Source organism: Brevibacterium sp. HMSC08F02 (genome assembly GCF_001807555.1).
GTDB lineage: Bacteria > Actinomycetota > Actinomycetes > Actinomycetales > Brevibacteriaceae > Brevibacterium > Brevibacterium ravenspurgense.
Genome location: NZ_KV789366.1, coordinates 58,983 through 74,752, shown reverse-complemented (window position 1 = coordinate 74,752; position 15,770 = coordinate 58,983). Strand labels below are relative to the sequence as shown.

Genomic DNA, 15,770 nt, shown 5'->3' with positions numbered 1-15,770 from the left:
TTTAATGCGGCGCATTTGCGCGTGAGGTTGCATTAAAGCGTGAATCTGGGCTGTCGGCTAAGCGGGTGGGGCCGTGGAATCAGCCGCGGCGGCGAGCCAAAGCTTGCAGGCCGAAGCCTCCGCCGATGAACACAGCGGCCGCAGCAAGTGCCGCAGCGATGCTCACACCCGTGCGCGGCAGAGCCCCACCCTTCGAGGAGGGCGCCTTCGCCTCGGGGCCGGCCTTGTCGCTGGCGTTGCCGGTGGCCTTGTCGCCGGCCTTGTCAGTCGGCTCGTCGCCGGCTTCGTCTGCGCCGCCATCACTGCCAGCATCGCCGGAGTCTCCCGAGGTGCCGCCCTCCTGGCCGTCTTCAGCACCGCCCGTGGGGTCATCGGAGGGGCCGTCAGCGTTGTCATCGCCCGGTTCTTCCTCTGCAGGAGGCGCATCTTCGCCGAAGACCTTGCCCAAGCGCAGGAACACAGTTTCACCGGTTGCGTCATCGAGAGCGTCGTTGTCGGTGACGGCGTAGGCTTCGCCGTCAGCCGCGATGGTGAAGCCTTCCAGCTTTTCCTGCGTCCAGCCGTTGAGCGCCTGCAGCTTCGGCAACACGTCAACCGCAACAGCCTTCTTGACCTTCTGCGGCTTTGCGCCGTCCTCTGCAGCGCCGGCCGCGCCACCCGAACCCGAGCCGTCGGCACCCGGAGCGGTGCCGCTGCCGGCGATTGGCGCCTCGTCAGCCGTACCAGCCTCAACCGCGCCGCCAGCCTCAGCACCATCCGGCAGTGTGACCTTCATGATGCGCTTAACCGCAGCGTTGGGGCCGTTCTGCTTGTCGCGTTCGATCACGGCGAGAGTGTTCTTGTCGACCACGGTGAGTTCGGACAGGCCCATCCAGTCGCCGTCCTTGTCAGTGGAGTCGAGCTCGTAGGAGAACCACTCCCAGGTCTTGTCGGTGGTGCTGTAGCGGCCGATGCGCACGGTGTTGTCGCCCTCGAGCGCTTCGAGCGGCTTGGCTTCGGGGTCTTTCCACAGGGGACGCTGGATTGCGGCGTAGACGTATTCGCCGCCCTTGCCGTCGTCAATTGCGTCAACGCCCTCAAGCCCCCACTTGCCGATGTGCTTGGCAACATCGTCCGGCAGGCTGATGGTCTCCTTGATGTTGAGCTCGCCGTCCGTGCGGTGAATCGCATTCTTGTCACCGGTCTTGCCTTCTGAGGCAATCCAGAAACCGCCGTCTTCACGTGCGGAAATGCCCTCAATGTCGAGGCCCTCGGCAGGCTTGCCGTCCTGCATGACGGAACGAGCGTCAGTGATGCGGGCGGGTGCGTTCTTGTCGCTGACATCGACCGTGTACACGCGGCCTTCGGCCAGAGCGGAGTCCGATGCGGCGTACAGGGTCTTTGCGTCAGTCGGGTGGGCGGTCAGAGCGCCCAGAGCGCTGAAGCCCAGTTCGGACTTATCCGCCACGATTGACGGCTGGGGGTCCTTCTTGTCGGACAGCTGGTAGACATTGACGGCCGAACGCACGCCGTTCTTGGCTTCGTCGACCTCGCTGGAGACCAGCAGCATGTTGCGGTTTTCAACCGGCAGGATGCCCTCCGGACCGTTGGTGGTGAACAGCAGCTGCACGAATTCGGGCTCGGCCGGGTTTTCAACGTTGTAGACGGCTACGAAGTTCGAACGCTCCGAACCGACGAAGGCGTAGCGGGTGCCGTTCATGGTGGCCGTTGCAATGCCCTCGATTTCCGGGCCCTTCTTTTCGGCGCGCTTGTTGTTGTGCAGGCCGTAGCGGTTGGCGATGTCCTCAATCGACGAACCCGCATCCCACACGACCTTGCCGCTGCTGTCGAAGACCGACCATCCGCGGCTGCCGCCCTTCCAGTCGCCCTCGTTGGCGGTGGCCAGGTGCTCATCGTCAATCCAGGCAATCGCATCGGGCTCACGCGGCACGCCGCCCAGCGAATCCGTGGGCTTGATGAGCTTGTCCTTCTTGGCGTCGACGTTCTCAAGGTCAACGCTGCCGGTGCTGAAAACACTCGTAATTTCGTTGGTGTTCAGGTCGATGATCGCCACACCGTTGTTTTCCTGCAGCGTGACGGCCAGCTGGTTGCGGCCGTTGATCGACACGTACTCAGGTTCGAGGTCCTCAGGAGTGTCAAGACCAGCCTCGGCGACCTTGGGCAGGGGAGTGCCGTCCTCATTGTGGAAGCGAACAGGTTCGGGCTTCCAATCCGAGGCGGGGTCGCCTTCGAGCTTGATCGTCTGGACGAAGCCGGTCGGCTGCTGGGGGAGCCCGCCGTCGCCCTTGTCTTCGTCACGTTCGTTTTCAATCGCAATTGCGGCGCGCTTGCCGTCGGGGCTGATGGCAATCGAGTCGGGCTGGCCGCCCAGATCGTAGGAGCCGACCTTTTTGTGGTCGCTCAGCTTGATGACGTCAACGCGGCCCTTGGGGTTTTCGTAGTCCTTGCCGGTTTCGCTGATGACGACGAGCACGTATTCGCCTACTACTGCGACCGAGGTCGGTTCGTCGTCCGCGTTGCCAAGGGTTGCGAGGCTGACAGTGCCGAGTCCCTTGGGGCTGCCGGGGTCGCTGACATCGAGGAATCCGATGCGCTTGCCCGCAGCGTCGGTGTAGACCATCGTCTTGCCGTCTTCGGAGATGTCGGAAATCTCGGCAACGGTTTCGTCTGCGATGTCGACGCCGTCAGGGCGGTTTTCGTAGACGGGGTAGGTCGCGGTCCGGGCGAACGAGGCGCCGGAAGCGGCCGTCTGCGCGTTTGCCGGGGTCGTGTCTCCGGATGCGCTGAGAACAGCGGGGGTGATGCCGACGCCGGCGATCAGACCGGCGGCGAGTACTGCGGGGGCAAGACGAGTGAGCTTCACGGATGAACTTTCTGCAGGCCGAAATCGAACCTATTCACCGTCGTACTTGCTGGTGAACTCACCGTTTCACTGAGGGTAAAACTGCGTGAACGGGCTGGGCGGGGTGTGGGGTGGCGGGTTGCCTGCGCGGCCGCGGCGGGCCGTTCTCACGCTTTAATGCAGTTTCACGCGCTGATGCGCTGCATTAAAGCGCAAATCTGCATCAGCGCGTGGATTCGAGCTGGCTGACCGAGTTGTACGCGCCGGCCGCCTCGATTTCCTCGGCTGAGAACTCCGACGGCTCAAGGTCATAGCCACGCGCATATTCCGCCAGAAAGGCCTGCTCGACTGCATCGACAGTGATGTCCGGATGGACTTCGCTGATCGACCCGCCGGTCGCGGGGTCCCAGTCGACCCCGAGCGCCGCCTCGACATCCGTCAGGACGGAGCGAATGGGGGCCGGATCCGTGACGATGACCGACGATGAGAACAGCCACCCCGTCTTCGTCACCCGCTGTGCCGTGCCGATCGCCTTGATCTTCCCGGCGACGTTGACGCTGTGTTCACCGGGACAGTACTCGCCGGGGATCTCCCCAAGCCGCGCGTCGACCCCCAATGACTGCAGGGCCCGCACATACATGTCACCGAACGAGGTGAAGCGTGCCTGAGTGCCCGTGAACATCTGGTCTGCGGGCTCCACGTGGTCGATCACGAGGCTGCCGTGGTGGTAGGCCGCAACTCGTCCGCCGAGTGTGCGCAACAGGGGAGTGAACCCGGCTTCGCGCGCCTTGCCGACCGCGTCGTCGAACCCGGCGAGGAACCGGTCGCGGCCGCCGAACACAACGGTCGGTTCGGGCCGGTAAATGCGCAGCGCACCGGGCCTGCGCCCCGCACGCACAGAGTCGAGGAGCACGCGAGCCAGGGACAGCGTGGTCAGCGGGTCGTCGTGACCTCGGGGCAGAAAATGGAGTGTCGACACGAAAACACTGTAGCGGGACGCTTTCGAACGGTGTGTGTTCAGCGTCGTGTCAGAGGGTCAACGTAGGCTGGGTTTGTCAGGACACAGGAGGTCATCAGATGAGCAATGACAAGAGGCTTTCGGCCAAGCAGTCTTTCGGCGGCCCGAACGCAGACACCTCTGACCGGATTGCGGCCATCACCCCGCAGCGCGGTGTCATCGGGCATGCGGTTCTTGAAGCCGCGACGTGGCTGGCCGTGATGTCCTCTGTCCTGCTGACGTATTCTCTGGCCGGTGTTGTGGGCTTTGCATCTTCGGCCCGAGGGGGTGCGCTCGCCGCTGTTGTGCAGCGCGAAGCTGACGGCGATTTCAACCGCAATTTCGCCAATCCTGCGTACTTGGCGGTCATCGTGCTTTTGGGCATCGGCAGCTTTCTGCCGCTCAAGCGGGTCCGCTCGATGGAGTTTTCGCAGCGCACTCTGATTCTGACCATCACGTCCGTGCTGACGGGCATCACCCTCATTGTCTTCGGCGTGTACTCAACTGTGTGGATGGGTGCGATTGCTGCGCTGTTCCTCGGTGCGCTCATTTCTCTGCAGGTCATTCACACCCCGGAACTGCACACCAAGCCCTGGCGTGCGGGCACCGTGTCTGCAGTGATCTTCTTCTTCATCGGCGCGGTCGCCCAGATTCGGGCGGGCATCGGCGCCGGCATGCCCGCCGTGCCATGGACGGTCTTCGCATCCGGCATTGTCATCATCCTGGCCGGCGTGCTCATCATCGTTTCGCCGTTGCAGCGCTCCCGCATTCCCTCCACCGGGGCGTTCCCGCTGACCCGTGCGCTGCGACAGGCTCGCGCCCACGTAGATGTGGGCACCCCGTGGCCGGTGTACGCGCTGTTCGGCGTGATCGGCTCAATCTTCGTGGTGATTGTGCCTACTGCTTCTGACGAATCGTTCGGCATCATGAGCCTCGGGCTCATGGTGTGTGCCGTTCTGGTCGGTTGGGCTGCCGGGTACGAGGCGGGGCCGACTTTCGCTCCCGGCATGACCCGGCCCAGGCTCACCGCCTTTTCGCTTATCGGCGCGGGCGTTCTCGCCATTCTCGGCGGCATGGTTCACGAAGTCTCCGGCACTGCGCTGCTGTTCGCCGCGGCTGCCTTCGCCGTCGGTGTGGGCGTGCGGGCGCAGGACTACCAGATTTCACGGCGCATCGGCCTGGGCATCGGCGCCATCATCACACTGCTTATCCTCAGCCTGGACGCACGCTTCACAGTCGTGCTGAGCGAAGCCTCAACCTGGAACATCACAGGCTCTGCAGTAGCAGTGTCCAGTGTCGGACTCCTGGCCATGGTCGGCGGCATCATCGCGCTGTTCCTGTTCTCACCCACCGGTATTCACGGCATCGGCGTCGACATCGTCCACGCGTTCCGCACGCGGACAGCAGACGGGCAACCGGGTCAGTCTGCCGGTTCTGCAGGCGCGCACGGCCCCAAACAGCCGCACGCACCGGCCGCACCTGCTGGGCACGGTGGGCAGGCAGCTCAGTCCGGTGGCGGCCTGCAGACGCCCTCCGTGCGGACCGCGCAGAGCGGTTTCTTTATCGCGGTCGAAGGTCCCGACGGTTCGGGCAAGACAACGCAGATCGACTTCATCCGCAAGCACTTGGCCGCCCGCGGCCTGCACAATGTCGAAACCACCCGCGAACCCGGCGGCACCGACAAGGGCAAGCAGATCCGCGCCGCAATTCTCGACGGCCAGGGAGTCACCCCGAAGTCCGAGGCGCTGCTGTACGCCGCCGACAGGTCACACCACGTGGCCTCCCTGATCGACCCCACCCTGAGGTCCGGCGGGGTCGTCGTCACCGACCGCTACATCGACTCCTCGCTTGCCTACCAGGCGGCCGGCCGCGAACTTGCAGAAGAAGACATCTTCGCCCTGTCCGCGTGGGGAACTGATGGGCTCATGCCCAATCTCACACTGCTGTTGGACATTTCCCCAGAAGCCTCTGCCAAGCGCACATCACAGCGCGGCAATGAAAATCACCTGGACAAACAGTCCGCAGAGTTCCGTGGCCGAGTGCGCGCACGTTTCCTGTCTCTTGCGGAAGAAAACCCGCACCGCTACGTGGTCATCAACGCCGATCAGCCCGCACAGAAGGTCTCTGAGGACATCGCCGCGGCTCTCGATGCGGCACTTGATGCTGCGGGCCTGGGCCGCAGGCCGCAGGGGCAGCAGGACCACTCGCAAACCCCGCGGCGCTCCTCAGCGGATCTGCTGACATCGGACGACCCCGATGCCACACAGGCCATGCTTTCGCTCGAAGCTGAGAATGTTCCTGCCGAATCAGAGCAGCGCTCACAGGGCGCGTCTGGCCAGTCAGCTTCGGCGCAGGGTCCGGCGGTTTCACAGATGCCCGTCGTGAAACCAGCAGAAGAACAGCAGAAACCAGCTGCCGGATCGCAGGAAACAAGCGAAGGCCAGAAGCCAGCTGACATTCAGTCGAAGCGCGCAGAGGAACAGCAGGAATCCGCTGAACCGGAACAGGTCGAAACTGCTGCGGGCAGTGCTGAAAGCGCTGACACCGCCGCAGACCCTGACAGCAGTGTTCCGCCGAAGCCGGAAGCGAAACCTGCTCCCGTGCCGGAAGCTGACACAATCCTTCCGGACACACCGTCTGTGAGCGCTGACGACGATGCCGCAACCCGCATTCTGCCGTCCCAGCCGGAACAGAGCGCCGAAAAGCTGCGCAAGCAGGCCGAAATCGAACGCCAGGCGCGCGAACGTCTGCGCCAGGCCCGCAGGGACAAACGGTGAGTGTGTGGGATGACCTCGTCGGCCAAGAAGCAGCCATCAGCGAACTGTCCGCTGCTGCTGCCGGCCAGGGGATGACGCACGCGTGGCTTATCACCGGTCCACCCGGTTCGGGCCGATCAAATGCGGCCCGGGCCTTCGCTGCCGCGCTGCTGACTGAAGACCACGGCGCAAGCCTCAGTCCCGAGGCACAGCGAGCACTCTCCGGCACCCACGAATCAATGACGATGCTGCGCACCCAGAAGTCCGTCATCTCCATTGACGAAGTGCGCCAGCTGGTCAGCACCTCGCAAAGCTCACCGGTCAACGCCGATTGGCGCGTCATCATCATCGAAGACGCCGACCGCATGGCCGAACGCACCTCCAACGTGCTGCTCAAAGCCATCGAAGAACCACCCCCGACCACGGTGTGGATCCTCTGCGCGCCCAGCCCCGAAGACGTCCTGACCACCATCCGGTCGCGCTGCCGGACCGTGGGCCTGCGCATCCCTCCGGCAGAAGCCGTTGCCCAGCTGCTGGTCAACCGCGACGGTGTCGACCCCGAGCGTGCCAAATGGGCTGCTGCCGCCGCACAGAACCACATCGGAAGGGCCAAACATCTGGCACTTGATGACGACGCAGCTCAGGCTCGCCACAGGATCCTTGAAATCCCGCAGCGGCTCACATCCGTCGGCGCCACAGTGCGACTGGCGGGGCGAACAGTCGAAGCTGCATCCGAACGTGCCGAAGAGCGCACAAAAGCCCGTTCTGAGAAAGAACGCGCCGAACTGCTCGAAACCTTGGGAGTCGAACCCGGCAAAGCAGTGCCGCCAGCTCTGCGCCCGCAGGTGAAGAAATTAGAAGAAGAACAGAAGCGTCGAGCAGTTCGCGCACGGGCTGACGAACTCGACTCGATCATGCTGGAACTTCTTTCGCTGTACCGCGATGTTCTGCTGACCCAGCTGGGCAGCGGCGACACACTCATCAACATCAGCGAAGCCGAACTCATCCGCGAAATCGCTGCACAAGACGACGCCACAACTACGCTCAAGCGCATCAACGTGCTTGAACTGGCCCGCGAACGCCTGCAGACCAACACCGCACCCCTGCTGATCGTCGAAGCCGCGTTCATCGGACTGGCCAACCCCTGGCTGGAAACTCACACGACGCGCTGAGTCTGTGGGCTGAGTCCGCGCGCTCGGGAGCAGTACGCAGGAACGGCGCTGCCAGCAAACGGGGCACCGTGTTGCAGCCCGCACCACATCACCTCAGCGAGCGGGCAGCCTCCACAAGCCGGCGAAGCCCCGTGTGCAGTTCGTCCTCCGGCCCGCCGAAGCCCACAACAATCCCATCCGGCAGTCCACCGTCACCCACACCGCCAGGCCCCTGCCCAGCCCAGTACTCCGACAGCGGCTGCACCCGAACCCCGTGCGATTGAGCCGCGGCAACCAGCTCAGCTTCCGGCAGATCGACCGTGACAACAGCGGCGAGGCCGCCCGGCACCTCGTCAACATGGAATCCGGGAACCCGCCCCAGCACCGTCCGCACAACATCCAACTTGATCCGATGCTGTGCGCGCACCGCCGCCGCGTGACGTTCCAAACCACCCGACTCAATGAGTCCAGCCACTGCCCGCTGCAGAATCCGGCTCACCGGCGCTCCCAGCTGTGCGCGCAGAACCGCAAGATCATCGATCCACTTCGCCGGCACGTGCAGGTGGCCCAAAGCAATGCCGGGGCTGATGAGCGACGCCAATGATGACAGCAGAACGACCGGTGCGCGCTCCGAAACCGCAAGCCCAGCCAAAGTCGGCAAAGGCGCTGCGTCCCATCGGAACTCGGCGGTGTGATCATCCTCGATCACAGTGAAACCATGCGAATCGGCTGCAGCCAATACCGCCAGCCGCCTGGCCAGCGGCAGCGAACCACCCAGCGGATATTGGTGCGAGGGCGTCACAATGAGCGCGTCCAGACCATCCGGGATCTGCTCGGGAACCAGCCCGTGATCGTCAACGGGCACAGGAATCAGCCGGTGGCCCAAAGCCTCGACAGCTCGTCGCAGGCCCGGATACCCGGGGGATTCAATGCCGATGTTCAGCACTGGCCGTCCAACTGACACTGCCGACCCGGTCGCGTCTCCACCTCGTCCCATTCGGTGCTGCAGACAGTCCAGAACCAGGCGAAGGCCGTCGCGAGCACCCGCGGTGACGACAACTCGCTCGGCAGAGGCGGGCATGCCGCGCACACGTCGCAGCCGGTCGGCAAAAGCGACTCGCAGTTCGGCAAGACCCAGTGGTTCTGAGCTCCCCTCCCGGAAGTCTTCTTCGGCTTCACGCGCGGCCGACCGCCAGGCCGCCCGCCACGTGGGCGACACCACCCCAGAGCCGTCCACACGGGAGGGCAGGAGGCTGATTGACGAGGTGGAGCCCGCTCCTGCGCTACCACGGCTGCTCCGGCGGGCCGCGTCGGTCTGGTCGTTCGCACGGAACTCGTCGGCCGCTGCGTCTTCACTCTCACTTTCGCGAGATGCCCGAGGTGCCTGCCCGCGGTTGTGCAGCTTGGTTGGGGTCGGCGGGTGCTCGGCTGCCGCTGGGCGTGGGACCGCGGCGAGGTCGGGGCTGACGATCGTGCCAGAGCCTTCTGCCGACACAATGCACCCTTCGGCGGTCAGCTGTTCGTAGGCGGCGACAACCGTGCCGCGCGATACTCCTGCTAAGCGGGCGAGGCTGCGGGTTGACGGCAGTTCGGTGCCGGGAACGAGAGTCCCGGTTTCAATCAGGGAGCGCAGCTGACCGGCGATCTGCACGGGAAGCGAAACGCTTGTGCTGCGATCAACGGACACAGGCAGCGTCACTGGGCGAGGGGTGCGGGCCATGCTCAGACAGTAGCTGACCGCCGGATAAGTGGTCTAATGCTGGGATGCAGAACTGGACCTGGCTTTGATCCGCTTTACGGGCCACGATGGGCGAAGTCACATCAGTTGGCCGCCCCGGCACAGTGCCGCAAATGTCGCAGGCATCGCACGCCCAAGCGGCCGAAGCCCGAAAGGATTTCCCATGGCAGCACCCGGACATCAGACAGCCGCTCAGTCGAGCATGGTCAAGCGAGGCCTGGCAGACCAGTTCAAGGGCGGCGTCATCATGGACGTCGTCACTGCCGAGCAAGCCCACATTGCCGCTGATGCCGGTGCGTGTGCCGTCATGGCCCTTGAGCGCGTGCCTGCCGACATCCGCGCGCAGGGCGGTGTGGCCCGCATGTCCGACCCGGACCTTATCGACTCGATCATCGAAGCCGTTGACGTGCCCGTCATGGCCAAGGCCCGCATCGGCCATCAGGTCGAAGCGCAGGTGCTGCAGTCGCTCGGCGTGGACTTCGTTGACGAATCCGAAGTTCTCAGCCCCGCCGACTACGTCAACCACATCGACAAGCACGCTTTCGACGTTCCGTTTGTCTGCGGTGCCACCAACCTGGGTGAAGCGCTGCGCCGCATCAACGAGGGTGCCGCCATGATCCGCTCCAAGGGTGAGGCCGGCACGGGCGATGTTTCGGAAGCCACCAAGCACATCCGCACGCTCAACCGCGAAATCAACGAAATCGCAGCCCTGTACGAAAACGCGCCCGACGAACTCTACGTCCGCGCGAAGGAACTCCAGGCGCCGTACGAACTGGTCGTCGAAACCGCCCGTGAGCGTCGCCTGCCGGTCCCGCTGCTGGTTGCCGGCGGTGTCGCCACCCCGGCTGATGCCGCGTTCATGATGCAGCTGGGTGCTGACGGCGTGTTCGTCGGTTCGGGCATTTTCAAGTCCGGCAACCCCGAAGCACGCGCCAAGGCCATCGTGACCGCCGTGCAGAACTACAACGACCCGACCGTCATCGCGGATGTGTCCCGCGGCCTGGGCGAGGCGATGGTCGGCATCAACGTCGCAGACCTTCCCGCGCCGCACCGCCTGGCCGAACGCGGTTGGTGAGCCTTCAGGGCTGACCCGGGCTCAGCACGGCCCGTGTCAGCCCAGAGTGGCCTGGCTCAGTTCAGCCCGGCTCAGTCCAGCCCGGCTCAGCTTGGCAGACCTTCTGTCAGCAGGTGTTCGAGCATGCCGGCGGTCAGTGTGGTGCGCGGACCGATCCAGTCGACGAGCGCGTGTTCGTCGTCAGCGTGCGAACCTCCGCCGACCGTGCCGAGACCATCAACGGTGGGCACTCCGATGCCGGCGGTGAAGTTGCCGTCGGACCCGCCGCCCACCGAAATCGGCCGTACTTCCGGCAGCCCCTGACTGTCGGCGATGTGCTGAGCCAGTTCGATCAGCGGTCGGCTGGAGCGTTCCTCCATAGGCGGGCGGTTGATGCCGCCGGTCAGTTCGACCTGTGCCCCCGGCAGGTGCGGGGTGAGCGAATGCAGTGCTGAGTCGACCCGCAGCTGTTCGGCGACCGTCAGTGCGCGCGAATCAATGTCGAGCTGCGCTTCGGCCGGCACGGTGTTGGTTGTGGTGCCCGAGTGCATTGCGGTGGGGATGACAGACGTGCCCACCGCAGGGTCGTTCAGCCGCTCCACGGTGAGGATCTGGTGGGCGGCTTCGACGGTGGCGTTGATGCCGCGTTCGGGTTCAACGCCCGCGTGGGCTGCCCGCCCGGTGATGTTCAGCCCGTAGAGTGCAACGCCTTTGCGTGCAGCTTTGAGCTCACCATCTGGCCCGCCGGATTCGAAGACCAAGGCGGCCGAAGCCCCGTGGGCCTCCGTTTCGATCAGGTGGCGTGACGATGGTGAGCCGAGCTCCTCATCGCCGTTGATGAAGATCGACAGCCCATCGAGTGAGCCGAGTTTCTTCTGCACGCGGGCGGCGGCGTACAGGGCGATGAGGTTGCCGCCCTTCATGTCGTCGGTGCCGGGGCCGGTGATGACGCCCTTGTTGACGGCAAACGGCATGGTGTCGAGCGTGCCGATGGGCCACACGGTGTCATGGTGGCCGATCATGACGACTTTCCGCGGCTGTGTGCCGAACCGCCACAGCAGGTGGGGAGTGTCGGAAACCGTGATGATCCGCGGCGCCACGCCCAGCAGTTCTTTGCCGACGGCGGCGTGAACTCTGGCGGACTGTGACAGTGCGTAGTGGTCCATCGACGGTGATTCGCATTCCACTAGCGTGCGGAAATGGCGGATGAATCGGTCGAGTTCCGTGCTGTCCACTGGTGATTCCCTGTCCTGATTCTGCTTACTGTCGACTTGTGTGTGCGTGCCGCCTGTCATGCGGCTGGTGGGCTTGCCCCTTGTCACCTTACTGGGTGGGTGCGCGAGGGCTTTGTTCGTTTTGCTCTTGTCTTTGCGTTCGAGTATCATTTTCCGAGTTGCCGCCTTAGCTCAGTCGGCAGAGCGATTCACTCGTAATGAATAGGTCGCCGGTTCGATTCCGGCAGGCGGCTCGGCACAGAGAAGCTCCCCTTCCAAATAGGAAGGGGAGCTTCTTTTTATCTCACGAGGCGCGGCTCGGCTTCGCGCTGTTCTCGTACCAATGTGCACGCGCTCGCCTCACCGGCCGTTCAGATGAATCCGGCCGCATCCTGCTGTTGGGCGGCAAGCCCTTCGAAGAGGAAATCGGGCTCAGCCGCCTGTGCCGTGGGGGAGTGTGGTCCGGGTTACAGTAGGGTGCAGGAAAGGCAGACCTTCTACCGGGAGTGCTACGTGAAGATCAGCGGAGACGTCGTCGTCGGAATCGACGGTTCTGGTTCAAGCCGCAAAGCGGCACAGTTCGCCGTGGACAACTTCGCGCAGGACGCTCCTATTGACCTTGTCACCGTCATCAAAACCGAACGTCCGGCAGGGGACTACGAACACAATCTGCCCGGCACTTTCTCAACCGTCGGAACACCAGAACAGCGGGAAAAAGGCGAAGACGCAATTGAGCGCGTCATGTCTAAACTCGACATTCCCGATGGCGCTTCAGTGAAATCCCGCGTGCTGTTCGGCGATCCGGCAGAAGAGCTCGACAGGTGCGGCATGGACGCCGGCCTGCTGGTCATCGGCCACCACGGATCAGACCAGCCCGTTGCCGGAAGGATCGGCACCGTCAGCCGCGGCTTGCCGGGACACGCACTGTGCCCGGTCCTCATTCACCGACCCGTTGACGATTCTGAAGACAGTGAAGACAGTCGTGGCGAACGCCCCGTCATTGTCGGCATGGACACCTCAGAGTATTCGGCGGTTGCCGCACTCGATGCAGCGGAATTCGCACAGCGGGCGGGAGTCCCCCTCCAGGTGGTCGTCGCCACCGGAACTCTGGAAAACTCTGACCGGGCCAACTCGCAGGTCGACTTCGACCTCACGTGGCTGCGCTCAGAATTCCGCGACCTCAAGGCGTCCGCGAAGTTCGTCGAATCTTCCAACCCCGTCGAAGCGCTCGCTGAGGCGTCTGCCGACGCGCAGCTTCTGTGCATCGGCAAGCGCGGTGTGAACCTGTTCCACGGCATGGCGGTCCAGCTGGGCCGGGCCGCTGCCGGACTGGTGACCGAAGCGCGCAGCTCGCTGCTGCTGTCGACATTCCGCGACGACCCGCGCCTGGCCAGCCGCCGCATCATCAACTGACTTCCGTTCACCGCCTCTGCCCAGCGGTGAAAATCCACGGGCGGGAATAGAGCCCCGACCGGCGGGGCTCACCCTGCCGGCACGCGGTGCTCCGCTGGGTGCTTCACCCCAGGCGGAGTGCCGCGCGGGCGGCGTCGCGCAGATGCTGCTCGATGACGTCTTTGTCGAGCCTGCGCACCACGTAGGGCGTCGAGTTGAGCATCCCGATGACCGCCTGAACAAGCACCCGCACCCCGGCCACTTCAAGGTCGGGGTGCACGTGTATCAGCACGTCTTCCCAGCCGGTCATGTATTCCCTCTGCAGGCGGCGCACGCGTTTGCGGTCACCTTCCTGCAGGGCCTCGAAGTCGCGGTCCTGAATGCGGATGAGCTCCGGTTCGTTCACCGCGAATTCCACGTGGAAGGCCAGGAGGTCTTCCATTGCCTCGCGCGGCTGTGCGCCACTGTGGGCTGCGACGATGCTGCTCATGCCAGCGTGCAGCCGTTTGGAAATGCCGACCAGAAGTTCGGCCAGCAGCGCTTCTTTTGAATCGAAGTGCCTGTACACCGCAGGCCCGGAAATCCCCGCGCCCGCGCCGATGTCGTCAATGCTGACGGCGCGGAACCCTTGACGGGCAAACAGCTTTTTGGCCGAATCGAGGATCTGCTGGCGCCTGCGCTCTTTCGCGGCCTGCCGCTTAGTCGGGGCCGGTGAAGCTTCCGAGGTGCCGCCGGCTTCACTGCCTGCTGTCACCTGATTGTCGGGTACCTGGGCGTTGCCGGGGCGGGTCGCGCCTGTTGCGCTGCGTGTCATGCCGCCCTCCTTTGCTGGGCTCTTTCGCCGCCGGTGTTCTTGCTTGTGTCTGGAGACACATCGACATACTATACTTTCAGTTAGTGGCAATTCACTGAAATCGGCAAGCGGCAGTCAGAAAGCACATTCTGAAAGCCCGTCTGAAGGTCTGAAACCTCACGGCCCAGTGGAATCCAGTACGAAGGAGTTCGGATGAAGACACTTGGCACGCCGCCTGATGCTGCGGTCGGCGCCGAACGCGCGGCGGCGCACCAGACGCTCATTGACGAACTGCGTGAGCGCATCACCCAAACTGCCCTGGGCGGTTCTGAGCGTTCACGGCAGCGGCACATCGACCGCGGCAAACTGCTGCCGCGCGACCGCGTTGAGCAGCTGCTCGACCCGGGCACTCCGTTCCTGGAGCTTTCACCGCTTGCGGCCAACGGCATGTACAACGACGACAGCCCGGGTGCGGGAATCATCACCGGCATCGGCGTGGTTGCCGGCCGCACCTGCGTGATCGTCGCCAACGACGCCACGGTCAAGGGCGGAACCTACTACCCGATGACCGTCAAGAAGCACCTGCGCGCCCAGGAAGTTGCGCGCGAAAACCAGCTTCCCTGCATCTACCTGGTGGACTCCGGCGGCGCCAACCTGCCCAACCAGGACGATGTCTTCCCGGACCGTGAGCACTTCGGCCGCATCTTCTACAACCAGGCGACCCTGTCCGCTGCCGGCATTCCGCAGCTGGCCGCCGTCATGGGGTCCTGTACCGCCGGCGGTGCCTACGTTCCGGCGATGGCGGACGAATCGATCATCGTCAACGAACAGGGCACGATCTTCCTGGGCGGCCCGCCTCTGGTGAAGGCCGCAACCGGTGAAGTCGTCACAGCTGAAGAGCTCGGCGGCGGTGCTCTGCATTCGCGCACCTCGGGTGTCACCGACCACCTGGCTGCCAATGACGAGCACGCCCTGGAGATCATGCGCGATGTCGTGTCCACCCTGTCCCCGCAGGAAAGCCTGACCCCGGCGTGGGCGCGCCGGGAACCGCGCGAACCGCTGTTCAGCCCGGACGAACTCACCCAGGTGGTGCCGGCCGATCTCAAAACCCCGTACGACGTCCGCGAAGTCATCGCCCGTTTGGTCGACGGCAGCGAGTTCCATGAATTCAAAGCCGAATACGGCACAACGCTTGTGACCGGTTTTGCCCACCTGGACGGGCACCCCGTGGGCATCATCGCCAACAACGGTGTGCTGTTCGGCGAATCCGCGCAGAAGGGCGCGCACTTCATCGAACTGTGCGACCAGCGCGACACCCCGCTGATCTTCCTGCAGAACATCACCGGCTTCATGGTCGGCCGCGACTACGAAGCCGGCGGTATTGCCAAGCACGGCGCGAAGATGGTCAACGCTGTGGCCACCGCCCGGGTGCCGAAGTTCACCGTCGTCATCGGCGGTTCCTACGGAGCCGGCAACTACTCGATGTGCGGGCGCGCCTACAGCCCGCGTTTTTTGTGGATGTGGCCGCACACCCGCATTTCCGTCATGGGCGGCGAACAGGCAGCCAGCGTGCTCTCAACCGTCAAACGCGACCAGATTGAGGCGCGCGGTGAAGAATGGTCGGCTGAAGAAGAAGCCGAATTCAAAGCGCCTGTCCTGCAGCAGTACGAAACCCAGGGTGTGCCCTACTATTCGACCGCACGGCTGTGGGATGACGGCATCATCGAACCCGGTGACACCCGCCAGGTGCTCGCACTGGCTTTGGAAGCCGCCCGCTACGCCCCGCTTGCCCGCCCCAACAACGCGCCCGGCTACGGCGTGTTCAGGATGTGA

10 protein-coding genes and 1 tRNA gene are annotated in these 15,770 nt (G+C 64.2%); 6 read left to right on the top strand and 5 right to left on the bottom strand.

Annotated elements, in window-relative coordinates; translation table 11 throughout:
* Positions 1 to 79 precede the first annotated feature (79 nt).
* Both HMPREF3172_RS09170 and HMPREF3172_RS09165 read right to left on the bottom strand, forming a co-directional pair.
* A complete protein-coding gene (locus HMPREF3172_RS09170) occupies positions 80 to 2,863 on the bottom strand; it encodes an esterase-like activity of phytase family protein (RefSeq protein WP_070516987.1) in 2,784 nt (927 codons plus the stop codon).
* A 202-nt stretch (positions 2,864 to 3,065) separates the two neighbouring features.
* Positions 3,066 to 3,821, bottom strand: coding sequence for a lipoate--protein ligase family protein (locus tag HMPREF3172_RS09165; protein ID WP_070516985.1), 756 nt, complete (start codon positions 3,819 to 3,821; stop codon positions 3,066 to 3,068).
* Positions 3,822 to 3,919: 98 nt separating this feature from the next.
* On the opposite strand from HMPREF3172_RS09165, the gene tmk reads away from it, so the two are divergent.
* Both tmk and HMPREF3172_RS09155 read left to right on the top strand, forming a co-directional pair.
* Positions 3,920 to 6,616: a dTMP kinase gene (tmk, locus tag HMPREF3172_RS10700; protein ID WP_070516983.1), complete on the top strand. Its 2,697-nt coding sequence runs from the start codon at positions 3,920 to 3,922 to the stop codon at positions 6,614 to 6,616.
* Entirely contained in the window at positions 6,613 to 7,767 is a 1,155-nt protein-coding gene (locus tag HMPREF3172_RS09155) for a DNA polymerase III subunit delta' (protein WP_070516981.1), read from the top strand. Before tmk ends, HMPREF3172_RS09155 begins: the two co-directional genes overlap by 4 nt.
* 88 nt (positions 7,768 to 7,855) lie before the next feature.
* On the opposite strand, the gene HMPREF3172_RS09150 is transcribed toward HMPREF3172_RS09155, so the two are convergent.
* Positions 7,856 to 9,466, bottom strand: a complete 1,611-nt coding sequence (locus HMPREF3172_RS09150) for a MocR-like pyridoxine biosynthesis transcription factor PdxR (protein WP_083281501.1) — start codon at positions 9,464 to 9,466, stop codon at positions 7,856 to 7,858.
* A 181-nt stretch (positions 9,467 to 9,647) separates the two neighbouring features.
* On the opposite strand from HMPREF3172_RS09150, the gene pdxS reads away from it, so the two are divergent.
* Positions 9,648 to 10,559, top strand: coding sequence for a pyridoxal 5'-phosphate synthase lyase subunit PdxS (pdxS, locus tag HMPREF3172_RS09145; RefSeq protein WP_061940879.1), 912 nt, complete (start codon positions 9,648 to 9,650; stop codon positions 10,557 to 10,559).
* Positions 10,560 to 10,645: 86 nt separating this feature from the next.
* Here pdxS and HMPREF3172_RS09140 read toward each other — a convergent pair whose 3' ends face one another.
* Entirely contained in the window at positions 10,646 to 11,773 is a 1,128-nt protein-coding gene (locus tag HMPREF3172_RS09140) for a M20 family metallopeptidase (RefSeq protein WP_083281499.1), read from the bottom strand.
* A 160-nt stretch (positions 11,774 to 11,933) separates the two neighbouring features.
* Between HMPREF3172_RS09140 and HMPREF3172_RS09135 the strand changes: the two genes are divergently transcribed.
* Both HMPREF3172_RS09135 and HMPREF3172_RS09130 read left to right on the top strand, forming a co-directional pair.
* Positions 11,934 to 12,006, top strand: a tRNA-Thr gene (locus tag HMPREF3172_RS09135).
* 259 nt (positions 12,007 to 12,265) lie between these two features.
* Complete coding sequence (locus HMPREF3172_RS09130) at positions 12,266 to 13,165, top strand: universal stress protein (RefSeq protein ID WP_070516977.1); 900 nt, start codon at positions 12,266 to 12,268, stop codon at positions 13,163 to 13,165.
* A 103-nt stretch (positions 13,166 to 13,268) separates the two neighbouring features.
* On the opposite strand, the gene HMPREF3172_RS09125 is transcribed toward HMPREF3172_RS09130, so the two are convergent.
* Positions 13,269 to 13,958, bottom strand: coding sequence for a TetR/AcrR family transcriptional regulator (locus tag HMPREF3172_RS09125; RefSeq protein WP_083281496.1), 690 nt, complete (start codon positions 13,956 to 13,958; stop codon positions 13,269 to 13,271).
* Positions 13,959 to 14,150: 192 nt separating this feature from the next.
* Here HMPREF3172_RS09125 and HMPREF3172_RS09120 point away from each other — a divergent pair, with 192 nt between their 5' ends.
* Complete coding sequence (locus HMPREF3172_RS09120) at positions 14,151 to 15,770, top strand: carboxyl transferase domain-containing protein (RefSeq protein ID WP_070516975.1); 1,620 nt, start codon at positions 14,151 to 14,153, stop codon at positions 15,768 to 15,770.